This is a genomic window from Lysinibacillus sp. KCTC 33748, from assembly GCF_002237755.1.
Lineage (GTDB): Bacteria > Bacillota > Bacilli > Bacillales_A > Planococcaceae > Lysinibacillus.
In genome coordinates this window covers 23,651-38,629 of record NZ_MWSJ01000025.1, presented here as the reverse complement: position 1 = coordinate 38,629, position 14,979 = coordinate 23,651, and the positions used below count along the sequence as shown (strand labels likewise).

Genomic DNA, 14,979 nt, shown 5'->3' with positions numbered 1-14,979 from the left:
ACGTCCTCTTTGGAATACATAAAATATAGTAATAAGTCATCTCTCACCTCAAAATTCAGTGCCAGCAAAGAGATTTGGTATAAAAAAAGACGTACCGCATATGGTACGTCCTCTTTTGATTTAAAATTATTTTGCTTCCCAAACGTCCACTAATACGTTCGTTTGTTCACGTGCAGGACCAACAGAGAAAGTAGCGATTTCAATACCAGTTAATTCACTTACGCGTTCTACATAGCGTCGTGCATTCTCAGGTAGCTCTTCTAATGTTTTGCAGCCTGTAACATCTTCTGACCAGCCTGGAAGCTCTTCATAAATTGGTTCACATTGTTCAATAATATGAAGGTTTGCTGGATATTCAGTAATTGTTTCATCTTTATATTTATACGCAGTACAAATTTTCACTGTTTCTAAGCCAGATAAAACATCAATTGAATTAAGCGCAAGATGCGTAATACCACTTACTCGGCGTGAATGGCGCACAACTACTGTATCAAACCAGCCTACACGACGTGGACGACCAGTTGTTGTACCGTATTCACGGCCAACCTCACGAATTTGTTGACCTACTTCATCAAATAATTCAGTTGGGAACGGTCCATCACCAACACGAGATGTATAGGCTTTAGATACACCAATAACACTTGTAACTCGTGATGGGCCAACGCCAGCACCAATCGCTACTCCGCCGGCAACAGGATTTGAAGATGTTACAAATGGATACGTACCTTGATCGACATCAAGTAAAATACCTTGTGCTCCTTCAAATAACACTTTGCCGCCTTCATCTAGTACATCATTTAAGATTTTTGACGTGTCTTCTACATATTTTGCGATTTCTTGTCCATAGTTGTAATATTCCTCGAAAATTTCTTCGAATGTTACACCTTCAACTTCGTAAAATTTCTCAAATAACTTATTCTTAATTACTAAATTTTGACGTAGTTTTTCTTCAAATACATCTTTGTCTAGTAAATCAGCCATACGGATACCGATACGTGCTACTTTATCCTGATAACATGGCCCAATCCCTTTACAAGTTGTACCAATTTTATTATCGCCACGGCTTTCCTCATCAGCGATATCTTGCTTTATATGATATGGCAAAATAACATGCGCACGGTTAGAAATTCGTAAATTATCTGTATTAATGCCACGCTCTTGTAAGCCTCTAAGCTCAGTCACTAATGACTTTGGATTTACAACCAAACCATTTCCGATTACTGAAGCTTTTTCTTTATAGAAAATACCTGATGGGATTAAGTGTAACTTATACGTTTCACCATCAAATTTAATTGTATGACCTGCATTATCACCACCTGCAAAACGAGCGATTGCATCGGCTTTTTGTGAAAGGAAATCTGTAATTTTACCTTTTCCTTCGTCTCCCCACTGTGTTCCTACAACTACAACTGATGTCATAGTCAGCACCTCCGTTAGATACAATTTGTATCTCAATTTTTAAGCCGTTAATTATTGTAACAATGATAGAAACGCCTAGTCAACAAAAATACTTAAAAACACGAACGTAAAATCAAAAAATATGATTCAACGTTCGTGTTTAATAACAGAATGGTATGAATATTATCTAACATTCAGATTAATTCCGTTTTGGCATAGTCGCAAACGTTATGTTCCTCTTTTTCAATCAGCATTTGGCCAACATAGTGTATGGTTGATTTCCGTTTCGACAGGGCGCTTTCTTGAAGTAGTCCAGTCGTAACGAAGATCAACTTATATACATGGCAAATGTTTTAACAAATGGCATCTTCAACTACTGATGGTGAGCCAAATAAATATTTAATCACGTGGAGGCGGTGGCGGCATTTGCGACCAATCCACATTAATGAATTTGTTGAATTCTTTTTTAAAGGCAAGTGTAACTGTACCCGTTGGACCGTTACGCTGTTTAGCAATAATAATTTCAATCATATTTTTACTCTCGGACTCTTTATCGTAATAATCATCACGATATAAGAAGGCAACAATATCAGCATCTTGCTCAATACTTCCCGATTCACGTAAGTCACTCATCATTGGTCGCTTATCTTGACGTTGCTCAACGCCACGAGATAGCTGTGATAATGCAATTACTGGAACCTTTAATTCACGCGCTAAATGTTTTAAAGAACGTGAAATCTCAGATACCTCTTGCTGACGGTTCTCCCCTGGTTTACCACTACCTTGAATAAGTTGTAAATAGTCAATCAAAATCATACCGAGGCCATGCTCTTGTGCTAAACGTCGACATTTTGCGCGAATTTCATTAATACGTACACCCGGTGTATCGTCAATAAAAATTCCTGAATTTGATAAACTCCCCATTGCCATAGTTAGTTTACCCCAATCTTCTGTTGTTAAAGCACCTGTACGTAAAACTTGTGCATCTATATTTCCCTCTGCACAAAGCATACGCATAACTAGCTGCTCAGCACCCATCTCTAAGGAGAAGATCGCAACATTTTCCCTTGCTTGAACGGCAACACTTTGTGCGACATTCAATGCAAAGGCTGTTTTCCCTACAGATGGACGTGCAGCAACAATAATTAAATCGTTACGCTGGAAGCCAGCTGTTATATTGTCTAAGTCACGAAAGCCTGTCGGAATACCTGTAACATCACCTTTTTGTGATTGAAGCTGCTCAATGTTATCAAAGGTTTCCACCAATACGTCTTTAACATGCTTAAAGTCACCCGCATTTTTACGATTAGCTACCTCCATCATTTTCTTCTCTGCTTCACCAAGTAATGCCTCTACCTCATCTTCACGAGTATAGCCATCTTCTACTATTTTAGTAGCTACACGAATTAAACGACGTAATAGAGACTTTTCTTCGACAATTTTCGCATAGTGTGCGACGTTAGCAGCTGTAGGGACAGCATTGGCGAGCTCTAGTAAATACGATAGCCCGCCAACATCCTCAATTTCTTTTTTAGCTGATAATTCTTCAGTAACTGTGACAACATCTATCGCTTTTCCCAGATCACTTAAACGTAGCATCGTTTCGAAAATTTGCTTATGTGCATTATGATAAAAATCATCTGCTAGTAAAATTTCAGATGCAGTGATTAACGATTGAGGATCGAGGAAAATCGCACCGATAACCGATTGCTCGGCTTCCCGGTTATGCGGTGGAACGCGATCCATCATCGGTTCGGTCATGGATTGTCGCCCCTTATTCTTCCGTTACATGAACTTTTAATGTAGCAGATACTTCATGGTGTAGTTTTACAGGTACATTTGTAAAGCCTAGCGCACGAATTCCATCACTTAAAGTCATTTTACGTTTATCAATTTTTATGCCATGCTTTTTTTGAAGTGCATCGGCAACTTGCTTTGAAGATACTGAACCAAATAGGCGACCACCTTCACCTGATTTTGCTTTTAGTTCTACCGTTAAAGCTTCTAATTTTTCTTTTAATGCTTTTGCTTCAGCTAATTCGGCAGCAGCATTTTTAGCTTCTAAATTCTTTTGACCTTCTAATTGACTTAATGCTTGTGCATTTGCTTCAGCAGCATAACCATTTTTAATTAAAAAGTTTTGTGCATAGCCGTCTGCGACATTTTTTATTTCGCCTTTTTTCCCTTTTCCTTTAACATCTTTTAAAAATACTACTTTCATGATTCAGAACTCCCTTCGAGTACCTCATTTATGGCCTCTTCTAAATATTTTTTTACTCCAGCAATGGAATTTGATTCGACTTGGCAAGCTGCATTAGTTAAATGCCCGCCGCCGCCTAGCTTCTCCATAACAAGCTGCACGTTTACTTCGCCAAGTGATCTTGCACTTATGCCGATTTTGCCATCTGACCGATGCGCAATGACAAAGGAAGCACCGACATCCTTCATTGTTAGTAATATATCTGCGGTTTGCGCAATTAGTACAGAGTCATACACTTTCGCTTCTTCACCTACAGCAATAGCAATACCCGGTTTCATGAACTTAACAGTCTGCACTATTTTAGAACGTTCAATATACGTATCGACATCTTCTTTTAATAATCGCTGTACTAGCACTGTATCGGCACCATTTGTCCTTAAATAAGAAGCCGCTTCAAACGTACGGGCTCCTGTACGCAGTGTAAAACTCTTCGTATCGACAATAATTCCCGCTAGCAATGCAGTAGCTTCTAGCATATTAATCTTCGCACGTTTTGGTTGATACTCGAGTAACTCTGTCACAAGCTCAGCTGTAGATGATGCATATGGCTCCATATAAACAAGCGTTGGATTTTCTATAAAATCCTCACTTCGACGATGGTGATCAATGACCACAACTTTTTCTGCCAACTTCAATAGTTGTGAATCGATGACTAAATTTGGTTTATGTGTATCGACAATAACGAGCAACGATTTTTCTGTCATTTTTGTCGCAGCTTCCTCTGGCGTTAGGAAATGTTCATAGAAATCCGATTTACTCTCAATTTCATTCATTAAACGTGTTACACTTCCGTTTAACTCTTCAAAATTTATGATTACGTAGCCCTTTACATCATTCATTTGTGCCATTTTACGTACGCCAACAGAGGCACCAATAGAGTCCATATCAGGATTTTTATGTCCCATAACAAACACTTGGTCACTATCCTGAATTAAATCACGTAGTGCATGAGAAATAACACGAGCTCTAACGCGTGTACGTTTCTCAACCGGGTTAGTTTTCCCGCCATAGAACTTCAGCTTTCCTGTAGGCTGCTTGATAGCAACCTGATCACCACCACGACCTAAAACAAGGTCTAAACTTGATTGTGCTAGTTCACCAAGTTCTACTAATGAAGATGACCCTGCGCCAACTCCAATACTTAATGTTAATGACATATTTTTTTGCGCCGTTTTTTCTCGAATTGTATCTAAAATAGCGAATTTTTTCTTTTCAAGCTCCATTAAAATCGATTCGTTTAATACAGCTAAAAAACGATCAGATGATATTCGTTTCACAAATATCCCTTGCTCAGCCGCCCAATCATTAACAATTGATGTCACCAGCGTATTCGTTAAACTACGTGGCTGGTCGTCCATTGCTTGTGTAATTTCGTCATAATTATCAACAAATAAAATCGCAATAACTGTACGATCAGCATAGTATTGTTTTTCAATAGCTATCTGCTCAGTGATATCAAAGAAATATAGTAAATTCTCTTCTTTTTTATAATAAACTCGGTACTTACGATCATGCAGCGTAATCGTATCTTCGTTTGTTTCCTCGGACTTCATTAGCACGTAAATGTCGTCAGATATATTAACGATCCCTTCACCTACTAAATTCTCCATATTTAAAACGCCTTGCATATATGGATTCGACCATTCTATTTCATATTGATCATTGACAAGCAAAATCCCAATTGGCATTTCAAGTAATGCCTCTTCCCCAACTTTTTTCATGCGGAAAGAGATGGATTCAATATGCTTTTCTGTTTCTTCAAAGGTAATCTTTTCTACCTTCCACGTATAAACCATTAATAGAACAAAACCTACCCCGTAACCGATACCTATCCCGATATTCCAAATACATAGAAGCACGAACGTCACAATGCCAAAAATGGAAAGAACAAAAAGCGGATAGCGAATTGGTCGTTTTCTAAAAGTCCCCATTACATCAGCCCCTTATTCTTTGGTTTTCCCCTTCACAAGTGAACGTAAGTCGAAACCTAAATCTACGATGCCTAGCAATATTATAATGGATGATAGTGGTAAGGCTAACAAAGTTGCTACCCACTTAACAGCATTAGGCATTTCCTTTTTAGAAATAAAGTAATGTATAAAGGAAATCCCCTGCAGGATTAATAACATCCATAAGATAGAAGAAACATTTAACACAATAATATCTAATGTAGATCCAAACTCCGGACGCACAAATAAATTAATGCATAAAACAATCATGTAATACCATAAAATAGATCGTGGTAAACGCATATTTTGGAACGGTGCAAATTTTGGTACGTCTAAACCAAGACGTTTTAATACAGGTAAATTTAACGTTATGATAATAAATGCTGCCATAAATGCAGTGATTGTTACTGTTGCAGGTATTGTCAGCTCAATTGTTTTTAACATAGCATCAATTTGTTCTTGCTGAAACACTACTTGACCTGTCACCGTTTTTGCAAGTTCATTTGATTGCTCATAATTTTCGCGTAAAAGATCCGTGCTCATGCTAATAATATTGATATTAGCAAATTGAACATAGGCTACATAGACAATTGCCATTGACAGAAGAACAGCCACCCCAGACGACATGAATAGGTAAAGTTTGCTCTTCTTTTGATTAATTGCACTTCCTATAACGATACCAAGTAACGCCAAAATAAAGGCAAATGGTAGCATAATAATGCCACTCGTTAAAATGGTTAAGATACATCCTACTACTACTACGAGTATTGATGATGAACGCTTGTAATTTGCGCTATACCAAGCAATCGGTAGTGGGGCAAATAGTAGACCTACTATAAAAATGAATGGTACATATGCAGAAATAAGCATTAGAATCGTAAAGATTGCGACCATCATTGAGCCTTGTACAAGCGCCTTTGTTTGATTATTCGGCATTGAAAACCTTCCTTTTTTTAGTCAAACTTACTGACCTTTATTGTACCATTTTTTCAGGTTATTGAACAAAAAACGCTAAGAACAACTTATGCTTTGTCATTAATTTTGTAGAACCGATGACTAAAGCATAAAACACATAGCTATATAGGAGATTTTTTACCGAAAAAGCATAACAAATTCATTCATTGATTATGTTCTTCTATATATATTATTTTAAAATTTTTTCAACAATAAAAAAAAGCAACTTACGACAGTTACTAATACATAAAAAAAGGCTTTTAATCGAAGTGATTATAAGCCGTTTTGTTTTAAAAATGTCCTTAGTCGATTGTTTCTCAATCTCTAACGTTCCATCTTTTCTTTATTCATGTCTATTAAGAGTGTAATAAATTCTTATCATAATAGCAAACGGTAATATATAGAGCAATTACTGAGATAAACCAAGCCGATGACCATAGCGTGGAGTTGATTTCGGTCGGAACGGAAATCAATATGACATGTGTTTAACCATCCTCAGCTTTCGTTAAAATAAACAATATTACCATTTAATAGAATTGAACATAACAATATTTACCTTAAATTAAACTAACCTTACTCTTTAGTGAAAATACAACTTTGATAAATAAAGGCTGTTTTCGTAGACATTGTTGTTTTGGGTAAATAGTGTAATTCAACAATCGGGCCAGATTGTTGAATTACACAGTTGATGAGTTATGCCCAAAAATAGAATTAGATTATGAAGAGTTGTACTTAAATTAACAAGACAGAATAGTCTAATTCATGGAAATAAGTTAAATTCTAATGATAAATACTGTAAAATTTATTTATTACTAATTAAGTAAAATAAATTTATATAATAGATGGTAAATTCCAAATAGAGGTGAATTTATATGCCTAAAATTGACAATATGTTAGCAATTCTATGGATGCTTAGTTCAGGTGAAAAAATTACTGCAAAACAAATTGCAGAAAAGTTAGAGATGAATATAAGGACTGTTTATCGTTATATTGATACACTTTCAACAAGTGGTGTACCTATAATTTCAGACACAGGACATAACGGTGGATATACTTTATTAAATAATTTTATTGAAGCTCCTCTTTTTTTTGATTTTGAGGAGCAAACTTCACTATTTCACGCTGCTGTTTTTGCAGAAGAAGCCGGATATTATGGAGGTGAAGCACTAAATAGGGCCATTTCAAAACTAAGTAAATACTCAAATCAAGAGCAGGAAACAAAGATAAATCAACATTTAACTAGTCTTGAAGTAATAAGTCGATTAAGTTCACTCTCTATGGAACCTTTTTTGAAGGAGTTGGAGCAGGCCGTAGCTGACGGGTACTCAGTAAAAATTCTTTACTATAAAAGTGGCGAAAAGCAATTAAATTATAGATTGGTCGATCCGTACAGAATTATCTATTGGAATAATAAGTGGTATGTGATTGGATTTTGTCATCTTAGGAATGATATCCGTAGTTTTAGAGTAGATCGAATTGAAAGTCTAATGCTAACCGAAAATAAGTTTAACCGGCCAGAAAATTTTTCAGCACGTGATTTTTTTATGAGAAACCTCCTTCCAACTATAGAAGATAAGGAAGGGATTACTTCTTTGGTTATTAATGGAAATACAGGGGCGTTAGGAGATATTTGCCAACATTGGTTTTTAGGACATTATTTACAAGAACGTACTTCAAATCAAGCAGTATTTCTTCTTGAAAAGGATATTATACATACATATGTACCTTATTTACTTTTACCGTATGGTAAATCTATTCAAGTTATTGAGCCAATAAGTCTAAAGAAAAGACTTATTGAAGTTCTGTCGGAATTAATAAAATTTCATGAAGTATGATAACTTCCCTGACGTTAGCTGTCAGGGAAGTTATCTTATAATAGGCTATATTAATTGAGATTGGAGCGTTATTGAATGCAAACAAAAAAAGTGTATCTTTATGTATTTAATACAATGTCAGACTGGGAATATGGATATTTAATTGCTGAATTAAACTCTGGAAGATATTTCAAAAAAGATTTAGCCCCATTAAGAGTAGTTACAGTAGGAGCTAATAAAGAAATGATTACTACAATGGGAGGACTGAGCATACAACCAGATATTTCTCTTGATGAATGTACGCTTGAGAGTAACGATCTTTTAGTCTTACCTGGTGGGACTACTTGGAGAGAAGATATTCATCAACCTATCTTAAAAAGAATTGGCGAAGCTTTAAAGCTTGGTACTATTGTTGCTGCAATTTGTGGTGCAACTGAGGCTCTTGCGAATATGGGATACTTAGATTCTAGAAAACACACAAGCAATGACTTAGAGTATATTAAAATGGTCTGTCCTAATTATAAAGGAGAAAAATTTCATGAGGTGGGACCTGCGGTATCTGGTGACAACTTGATTACTGCATCAGGGGTAGCACCTCTGGAATTTACTATGGAAGTACTGAAAAAACTAGATGTATTTACACCCGACACATTGCATTCATGGTATAACCTAAATAAGACTTATAAAACTGAATACTTCTTCCAGTTAATGAATTCAATAAATAGCTGAACTAAAAATCAACTCAGCAGTTTTATATTAGTTCAAATAAAACCATGCTTTAGACAATGCCAAAGCATGGTTTTTGTATATTACTTATATATGTTTATGGAAGTAAAAAACTTACAAAGCATTCCTGAAGTTTTTATAAATAGAATTGGTAACTAAATCTTTTTTATTGCATATAGGTGTGCTTTTTTCTTTGGCAATAATGATCTTCAAGAATCGGGCGCGATTGTGGAATAATCCTAACTTTCCTTTATAGCAACAATCTTTGAGAAAACAGTATAAATAAAAAAGCACAACAAAGGTTATGATAACCTTGTTGTGCTTTTATTAATAAATAAATTTTATTTATCTTCAGCAACGAATGGAAGTAATCCCATAATACGAGATACTTTAATAGCAGAAGTTAATTTACGTTGGTACTTAGCGCTAGTGCCAGTTACGCGACGTGGTAAAATTTTACCGCGTTCAGAGATGAATTTTTTTAATAAATCCACATCTTTATAGTCGATATTCGTAATGTTATTAGCAGTGAAGTAGCAAACTTTACGGCGTTTGCGGCCTCCGCGACGTGGTGCCATAGTGTGTCTCCTCCTTATCATTTTTTATTTTAGAAGTATTAGAACGGTAAATCGTCCTCAGATACTTCTATCGGTCCTTTGCTATTAGCAAATGGATCCTCATCTACACGTGTATAATTCGGCTGATTCACAGGTGGTTGATTTTGCTGATAAGCATCGCCTCCAAATGAACCCTGTCCTGGCATAGCACCACCAAACTGTTGTTGTGGTTGACCACCGCCATATGACGGTTGGTTATTACCGTAAGTCTGTCCACCACCATATTGAGGAGATGCAGGAGCACCGCCACCATTACGAGGTTCTAAAAACTGTACGCTATCGGCCACTACATCTGTTGTGTATACTCGCTTACCATCTTGTCCTTCATAACTGCCTGTTTGAATACGGCCTTCCACTCCAATTAAACTTCCTTTTCGCATGAAGTTCGCTAGGTTTTCAGCCTGTTTGCGCCAAGCAACACAGCTAATGAAATCAGCTTCGCGATCACCTTGTTGGTTTGAGAATGTTCGATTTACAGCAACTGTAAATCTTGTAGACGCAACACCATTAGGCGTATAGCGTAGCTCAGGATCTTTTGTTAGTCTTCCAACTAATACGACACGGTTTATCATCAGAAATGCAACCTCCTTTTTTCAGCATTTTGTTAAAAATAAATGATTATGCTTCTTGGCGAACCGCAATGTGACGAATGATATCTTCGCTAATGTTAGCAAGACGTGTGTATTCGTTAATTGCATCTGAAGTAGCGTTTACTTTAACGATTTGGTAGAAACCTTCGCGGAAGTCTTGAATTTCATAAGCTAAGCGGCGTTTGCCCCACTCTTTTGATTCGATGACTTCTGCACCGTTAGAAGTTAAGATTTCGTTGAAACGTTCAACTAAAGCTTTCTTCGCTTCGTCTTCAATGTTCGGACGTACGATGTACATTAATTCGTATTTTCTCATCTGTTTACACCTCCTTATGGACTTAGGCTCTCCTGTATACAGGGAGCAAGGAGCAAGTAATAATTATTACTCACATCAATGAATTGTAACATATAGATACATGTCTTTCAAGTCGCAACTAAGCAATTCTTTCTATATAATGATCTTAATTTATGAATGAACGGAGGATCTTCATGCTACCAGATAAAGAACCAATCGTAATAGAGTTGGATATAAAAAAACTAATGATGGACAATATTGTTGTCACAAGTGGCCTTGCCATATTATTTGTAGCTATTCAATATATTTGCTTTAAAAATTTTGATTTTTCATTTTGGCATATGATACTTGGATCTATCCTTTTTGTTATTCTATATATTATTTTCATTGTCTTACATGAAGCCTTTCATTTAATTGGCTTTATGCTCTTTGGAGGTGCACCCTTTAAATCGTTAAAATATGGTCTGAATTTAGAGCTTGGCATAGCGTACGCAACAACTGAACAACCGTTACCGAATCATGCAATGAAAAAAGCTTTATTACTCCCATTCTGGACAACTGGCGTTCTCCCTACAATTGCTGGTTTTTATTTTAATAGTACCGTTTTAGTGTTAGTGGGAGCCTTTTTAATCGCTGGAGCAGTAGGTGATTTTTCTATGTATAAAGAATTGCGCAAATACCCAAAGAACGCGTTAATACAGGATGATCCTCATCTACCTAAGCTTTATGTATATATGCCCGAGGAAATGAAATAACTTTGCTAAGAGTCACGTTACATATAGAATCTGCTTGTCTCCAAGCAGATTCTAATTTTTTCACACAAATTTATGGCGTTAAAAAACTATGCTGTGCAGCTGTATATAAATTTCTCCAAATACGATTAATTGAAGATGTCTCCGTAATTGCATCCATGCCAAGCCTACGTATTAAGCTAGTGGCAATGTCTACGCAAGCCACTGCAGTATCTTTACTTATTCGTGAAAATTGTTGTAGCTCTTCTTCAGTCAATTCATGACCTTCTTTATGTTTTTGCCAGTATTCATTCAACATTAAATAATATCGCTCTTCAAACTGTTTAAAGTTTTTCTGTTGCTGCATCAATAAAAATTGTATGGCACCCATATGTTCGGTACGGCTTGGATCATGCTTTCTTTGCTTTACTAAAACAGACGCCTCTTCTAAGAAATTTTCTGTTATTCCAAGACAAACACTTACAAATGAAGCTTCTGCAAATGCACCAAACGGAAAACTATGTACTGCACTTCCATATTTGTTTTTAATTATGCCCAATTGGAATGTTTCCTCTTCAGGTACCCAAACATCTTGCACACGAATCGTATGGCTAGCTGTCGCTTTTAAGCCCATTGCTCGCCAATCATTAAGAACCTCTACTTGATCACAATTTACTGAGCAACTAATTATTTTATCAGTTCTAATACCTTCATTCTCGACAAAGCAATTCATCGTAAAAGTTGTAGCATAATCTGCTCCACTACAATACTTCCATTGACCTGTTACACGGTAGCCCCCATCTATTTTTACCGCTATGCCCGAAGGATAGCCGCTGCCTGCTATGACTGCATTTCTTGGTGAAAATATTTTTTCACAAACCTCTTTGTTCCATGTTGGAATAAACGCGTTACCCCCTGTCCCTATTGTAATAAGCCACCCAAAGTTGCCATCAAGTGCAGACATCTGCTGGAATACTTTAATGCCCTCTAGTAGCTCTAAATCTTTACCGCCTAATTCCTTTGCTGTGAATAGCTTAAACAATTGCTGCTCATAAATAAGCTCTTTTATATCTTTTGGTAATCTACCTAGCTCTTCAATTTCTAAACCACGATCTTTTATTTGTAATATGTTCATACTAATCCTCCAGATTGAAAATTCAGATAAAAATATATACAAAAAAGGCAATCTATTGAAAGATTGCCCCTGTTCGTTTTTTACACATTGAAACGGAATAACATAATATCGCCGTCTTGTACAACATACTCTTTACCTTCAAGACGTACTTTACCAGCTTCTTTAGCAGCAGGTTGAGAACCAGCTTCTACTAAATCATCGAAAGCAACTGTTTCTGCACGAATAAATCCACGTTCAAAGTCTGTATGAATGACTCCAGCACATTGTGGTGCCTTCATACCTTTACGGAACGTCCATGCACGTACCTCTTGTACCCCAGCAGTGAAGTAAGTTGCTAGTCCTAGTAAATCATATGAAGTACGGATTAATTGGTCTAAACCAGATTCTTTAATGCCTAGTTCTTCTAAGAACATTGCTTTTTCTTCATCATCAAGCTCAGAAATTTCTTCCTCGATTTTTGCACAAATTGTGATAACTTGAGCTCCTTCAGCAGCTGCATACTCACGTACCTTTTGCACATATTCGTTATTATCTGCGTCAGCAACTTCATCTTCTGAAACGTTTGCCACATAAAGCATAGGTTTAATTGTTAAAAGATGAAGTCCTTTAATAACCTTTAGCTCGTCTTCTGAAAGCTCTGCAGCGCGTGCTGGTCGACCGTTTTCCAATTGTTCTTTAACTTTTACAAGAATTGGTTCTTCGATCATTGCTTCTTTGTCTTTTTGCTTTGCCATTTTGCCAACACGTTGTAATCGCTTATCAACAGATTCTAAATCAGCAAGTGCAAGCTCTAAATTAATGACCTCGATATCGTCAATCGGATCTACTCCACCTGATACGTGCGTAATATTTTCATCAACAAAGCAACGTACAACTTGGCAAATTGCATCTACTTCACGAATATGAGCAAGGAATTTGTTCCCTAACCCTTCACCCTTTGAAGCGCCTTTTACGATCCCAGCAATATCTGTGAACTCAAATGCTGTTGGTACTGTTTTTTTAGGTGTTACTAATTCTGTTAGTTTATCTAAACGTGCATCTGGTACTTCAACAATACCGACGTTCGGATCGATTGTTGCGAATGGATAGTTTGCAGCCAATGCGCCCGCTTTTGTAATTGCGTTAAATAATGTTGATTTTCCGACGTTAGGTAAACCAACGATTCCAGCTGTTAATGCCATGAATGGACACAACCTTTCTTTGATCTGTTCAAATTTACTCTTATCTCCCGTACTAACGGATACTGTGAGGTTACAGAAGTCCTCACTGATGAATCACTGTATAACCCTATCTATTATATTGATTCACTCATAAAAAGTCTAATACACATCAAACTAGTCTTCACTAGCGGAAATTAAAACCTTCTTCATTTTTTTCTCAAATTCGCGGCGTGGAATCATGACGCTATGCTGACAGCCTTCACATTTAATGCGTACATCCGCCCCCATCCGAATAATCTTCCACTTATTTGTGCCACATGGATGCTGCTTTTTCATTTCAACAATATCATTTAAACCAAATTTCTTTGCGTCCATATTACTCACTTCTCCCCTCTTCATTTCCATTCACACCATAGAACATCATTTTCGGATGAGCCATTGGTATATTATTTTCTTCAAAGAGTTTTGTAACATCACGACGAATAGTACGAGCCACTCCATGTTGTTGTTGTGGTAATGTTTCAGCGGCTATACGAATCGTTACTTCTGTACCCTTAACATTTTGTACACCTAAAAAGACAGGTACTGCTACAAGTTCCTTATGAATTTCAGGTAAAGAATTTAAATACTTTTTAATAATAGATTCAGCTCTTTCAAAATCGGCATCGGTCGTCATTTGTAAATCTATATAAATTTTAGAGTTATTGACAGAGTAATTGACAACATCACCAATTGAACCATTCGGAATAATAAACTGCTCTCCTGTAGAACCATTAATCTTTGTCGTACGTAAGCCTATCTCTACAACAGTTCCTTCAGCAGTATTGATTTTTATATAATCGCCAACACCAAATTGATCTTCAAAAATAATAAAGAATCCAGTAATGACGTCCTTTACTAAGCTCTGCGCACCAAAACCAATAGCTAAACCGACAATCCCTGCTCCTGCCAATAACCCTGCTATCTTAATCTCTAATATAGAGAGAATAGCAATGATTGCTGAAAAATAAACAGCATAGGAAATGACACTTTGTAATAATCTTGAAATTGTTGTTTGGCGACGTTCTGAATGATCTAAAGGCGAACGCATACGCATTAAAAACACTTTTTTAATAAATTTTTTACCTAATCGAACGGCTAACCAAGATGCGATCAAAATAACCGTTATCTTAATTGAAGCAGTCATTATCGTTTCCCAAAGCTTCTCCGACATCAGCTTATCCCATAAGTTACTTAATACCCTTTCACTAAACCAATCCATTATTACCACCTCTTGAATAACTTGTTAAAAATTTGCGTATACTGCATAAAAATCGAGCACTTCTTAAAAATAAAAAGGAAAGCGAGTTT

Annotated in this window: 15 protein-coding genes; 3 read left to right on the top strand and 12 right to left on the bottom strand. The window is 36.5% G+C overall.

Annotated elements, in window-relative coordinates; translation table 11 throughout:
- Positions 1-126 precede the first annotated feature (126 nt).
- The 5 genes from B1B04_RS21395 to B1B04_RS21375 all read right to left on the bottom strand — a co-directional run bounded on the left by B1B04_RS21395 (position 127) and on the right by B1B04_RS21375 (position 6,543).
- A complete protein-coding gene (locus B1B04_RS21395) occupies positions 127-1,419 on the bottom strand; it encodes an adenylosuccinate synthase (protein ID WP_079563375.1) in 1,293 nt (430 codons plus the stop codon).
- 378 nt (positions 1,420-1,797) lie between these two features.
- The gene (gene dnaB / locus B1B04_RS21390) at positions 1,798-3,159 is read right to left on the bottom strand and encodes a replicative DNA helicase (RefSeq protein ID WP_079563374.1); all 1,362 of its coding nucleotides are present in this window, start codon (positions 3,157-3,159) and stop codon (positions 1,798-1,800) included.
- 13 nt (positions 3,160-3,172) lie between these two features.
- The gene (rplI, locus tag B1B04_RS21385; protein ID WP_079563373.1) at positions 3,173-3,619 is read right to left on the bottom strand and encodes a 50S ribosomal protein L9; all 447 of its coding nucleotides are present in this window, start codon (positions 3,617-3,619) and stop codon (positions 3,173-3,175) included.
- Positions 3,616-5,589 carry a DHH family phosphoesterase gene (locus B1B04_RS21380; RefSeq protein ID WP_079563372.1) on the bottom strand — a complete coding sequence of 658 codons (1,974 nt, stop codon included), beginning with the start codon at positions 5,587-5,589 and terminating at the stop codon, positions 3,616-3,618. Before B1B04_RS21380 ends, rplI begins: the two co-directional genes overlap by 4 nt.
- Before the next feature lie 12 nt (positions 5,590-5,601).
- The gene (locus tag B1B04_RS21375; RefSeq protein ID WP_079563371.1) at positions 5,602-6,543 is read right to left on the bottom strand and encodes a YybS family protein; all 942 of its coding nucleotides are present in this window, start codon (positions 6,541-6,543) and stop codon (positions 5,602-5,604) included.
- 890 nt (positions 6,544-7,433) lie between these two features.
- Between B1B04_RS21375 and B1B04_RS21370 the strand changes: the two genes are divergently transcribed.
- Positions 7,434-8,396, top strand: a complete 963-nt coding sequence (locus B1B04_RS21370) for a helix-turn-helix transcriptional regulator (protein ID WP_079563370.1) — start codon at positions 7,434-7,436, stop codon at positions 8,394-8,396.
- A 75-nt stretch (positions 8,397-8,471) separates the two neighbouring features.
- The gene (locus tag B1B04_RS21365) at positions 8,472-9,104 is read left to right on the top strand and encodes a type 1 glutamine amidotransferase family protein (RefSeq protein ID WP_079563369.1); all 633 of its coding nucleotides are present in this window, start codon (positions 8,472-8,474) and stop codon (positions 9,102-9,104) included.
- A gap of 338 nt (positions 9,105-9,442) precedes the next feature.
- On the opposite strand, the gene rpsR is transcribed toward B1B04_RS21365, so the two are convergent.
- Genes rpsR through rpsF form a run of 3 tightly spaced genes read right to left on the bottom strand, consistent with a single transcriptional unit; the run spans position 9,443 to position 10,624 of the window.
- A complete protein-coding gene (gene rpsR / locus B1B04_RS21360; RefSeq protein ID WP_049662616.1) occupies positions 9,443-9,679 on the bottom strand; it encodes a 30S ribosomal protein S18 in 237 nt (78 codons plus the stop codon).
- 38 nt (positions 9,680-9,717) lie between these two features.
- On the bottom strand, positions 9,718-10,290 hold the full coding sequence (ssb, locus tag B1B04_RS21355; protein WP_079563368.1) for a single-stranded DNA-binding protein: 573 nt from the start codon (positions 10,288-10,290) through the stop codon (positions 9,718-9,720).
- Between the two features lie 46 nt (positions 10,291-10,336).
- Positions 10,337-10,624, bottom strand: coding sequence for a 30S ribosomal protein S6 (rpsF, locus tag B1B04_RS21350; protein ID WP_068985806.1), 288 nt, complete (start codon positions 10,622-10,624; stop codon positions 10,337-10,339).
- Between the two features lie 173 nt (positions 10,625-10,797).
- On the opposite strand from rpsF, the gene B1B04_RS21345 reads away from it, so the two are divergent.
- A complete protein-coding gene (locus B1B04_RS21345) occupies positions 10,798-11,358 on the top strand; it encodes a DUF3267 domain-containing protein (protein WP_079563367.1) in 561 nt (186 codons plus the stop codon).
- Positions 11,359-11,428: 70 nt separating this feature from the next.
- On the opposite strand, the gene B1B04_RS21340 is transcribed toward B1B04_RS21345, so the two are convergent.
- The 4 genes from B1B04_RS21340 to B1B04_RS21325 form a co-directional block, all read right to left on the bottom strand.
- Complete coding sequence (locus B1B04_RS21340) at positions 11,429-12,469, bottom strand: acyl-CoA dehydrogenase family protein (RefSeq protein ID WP_079563366.1); 1,041 nt, start codon at positions 12,467-12,469, stop codon at positions 11,429-11,431.
- Positions 12,470-12,549: 80 nt separating this feature from the next.
- Positions 12,550-13,650: a redox-regulated ATPase YchF gene (gene ychF, locus B1B04_RS21335; protein ID WP_068985809.1), complete on the bottom strand. Its 1,101-nt coding sequence runs from the start codon at positions 13,648-13,650 to the stop codon at positions 12,550-12,552.
- A 153-nt stretch (positions 13,651-13,803) separates the two neighbouring features.
- On the bottom strand, positions 13,804-14,004 hold the full coding sequence (locus tag B1B04_RS21330; RefSeq protein ID WP_079563365.1) for a DUF951 domain-containing protein: 201 nt from the start codon (positions 14,002-14,004) through the stop codon (positions 13,804-13,806).
- Position 14,005: 1 nt separating this feature from the next.
- Positions 14,006-14,890: a mechanosensitive ion channel family protein gene (locus tag B1B04_RS21325; RefSeq protein WP_079563364.1), complete on the bottom strand. Its 885-nt coding sequence runs from the start codon at positions 14,888-14,890 to the stop codon at positions 14,006-14,008.
- Positions 14,891-14,979: the final 89 nt, after the last annotated feature.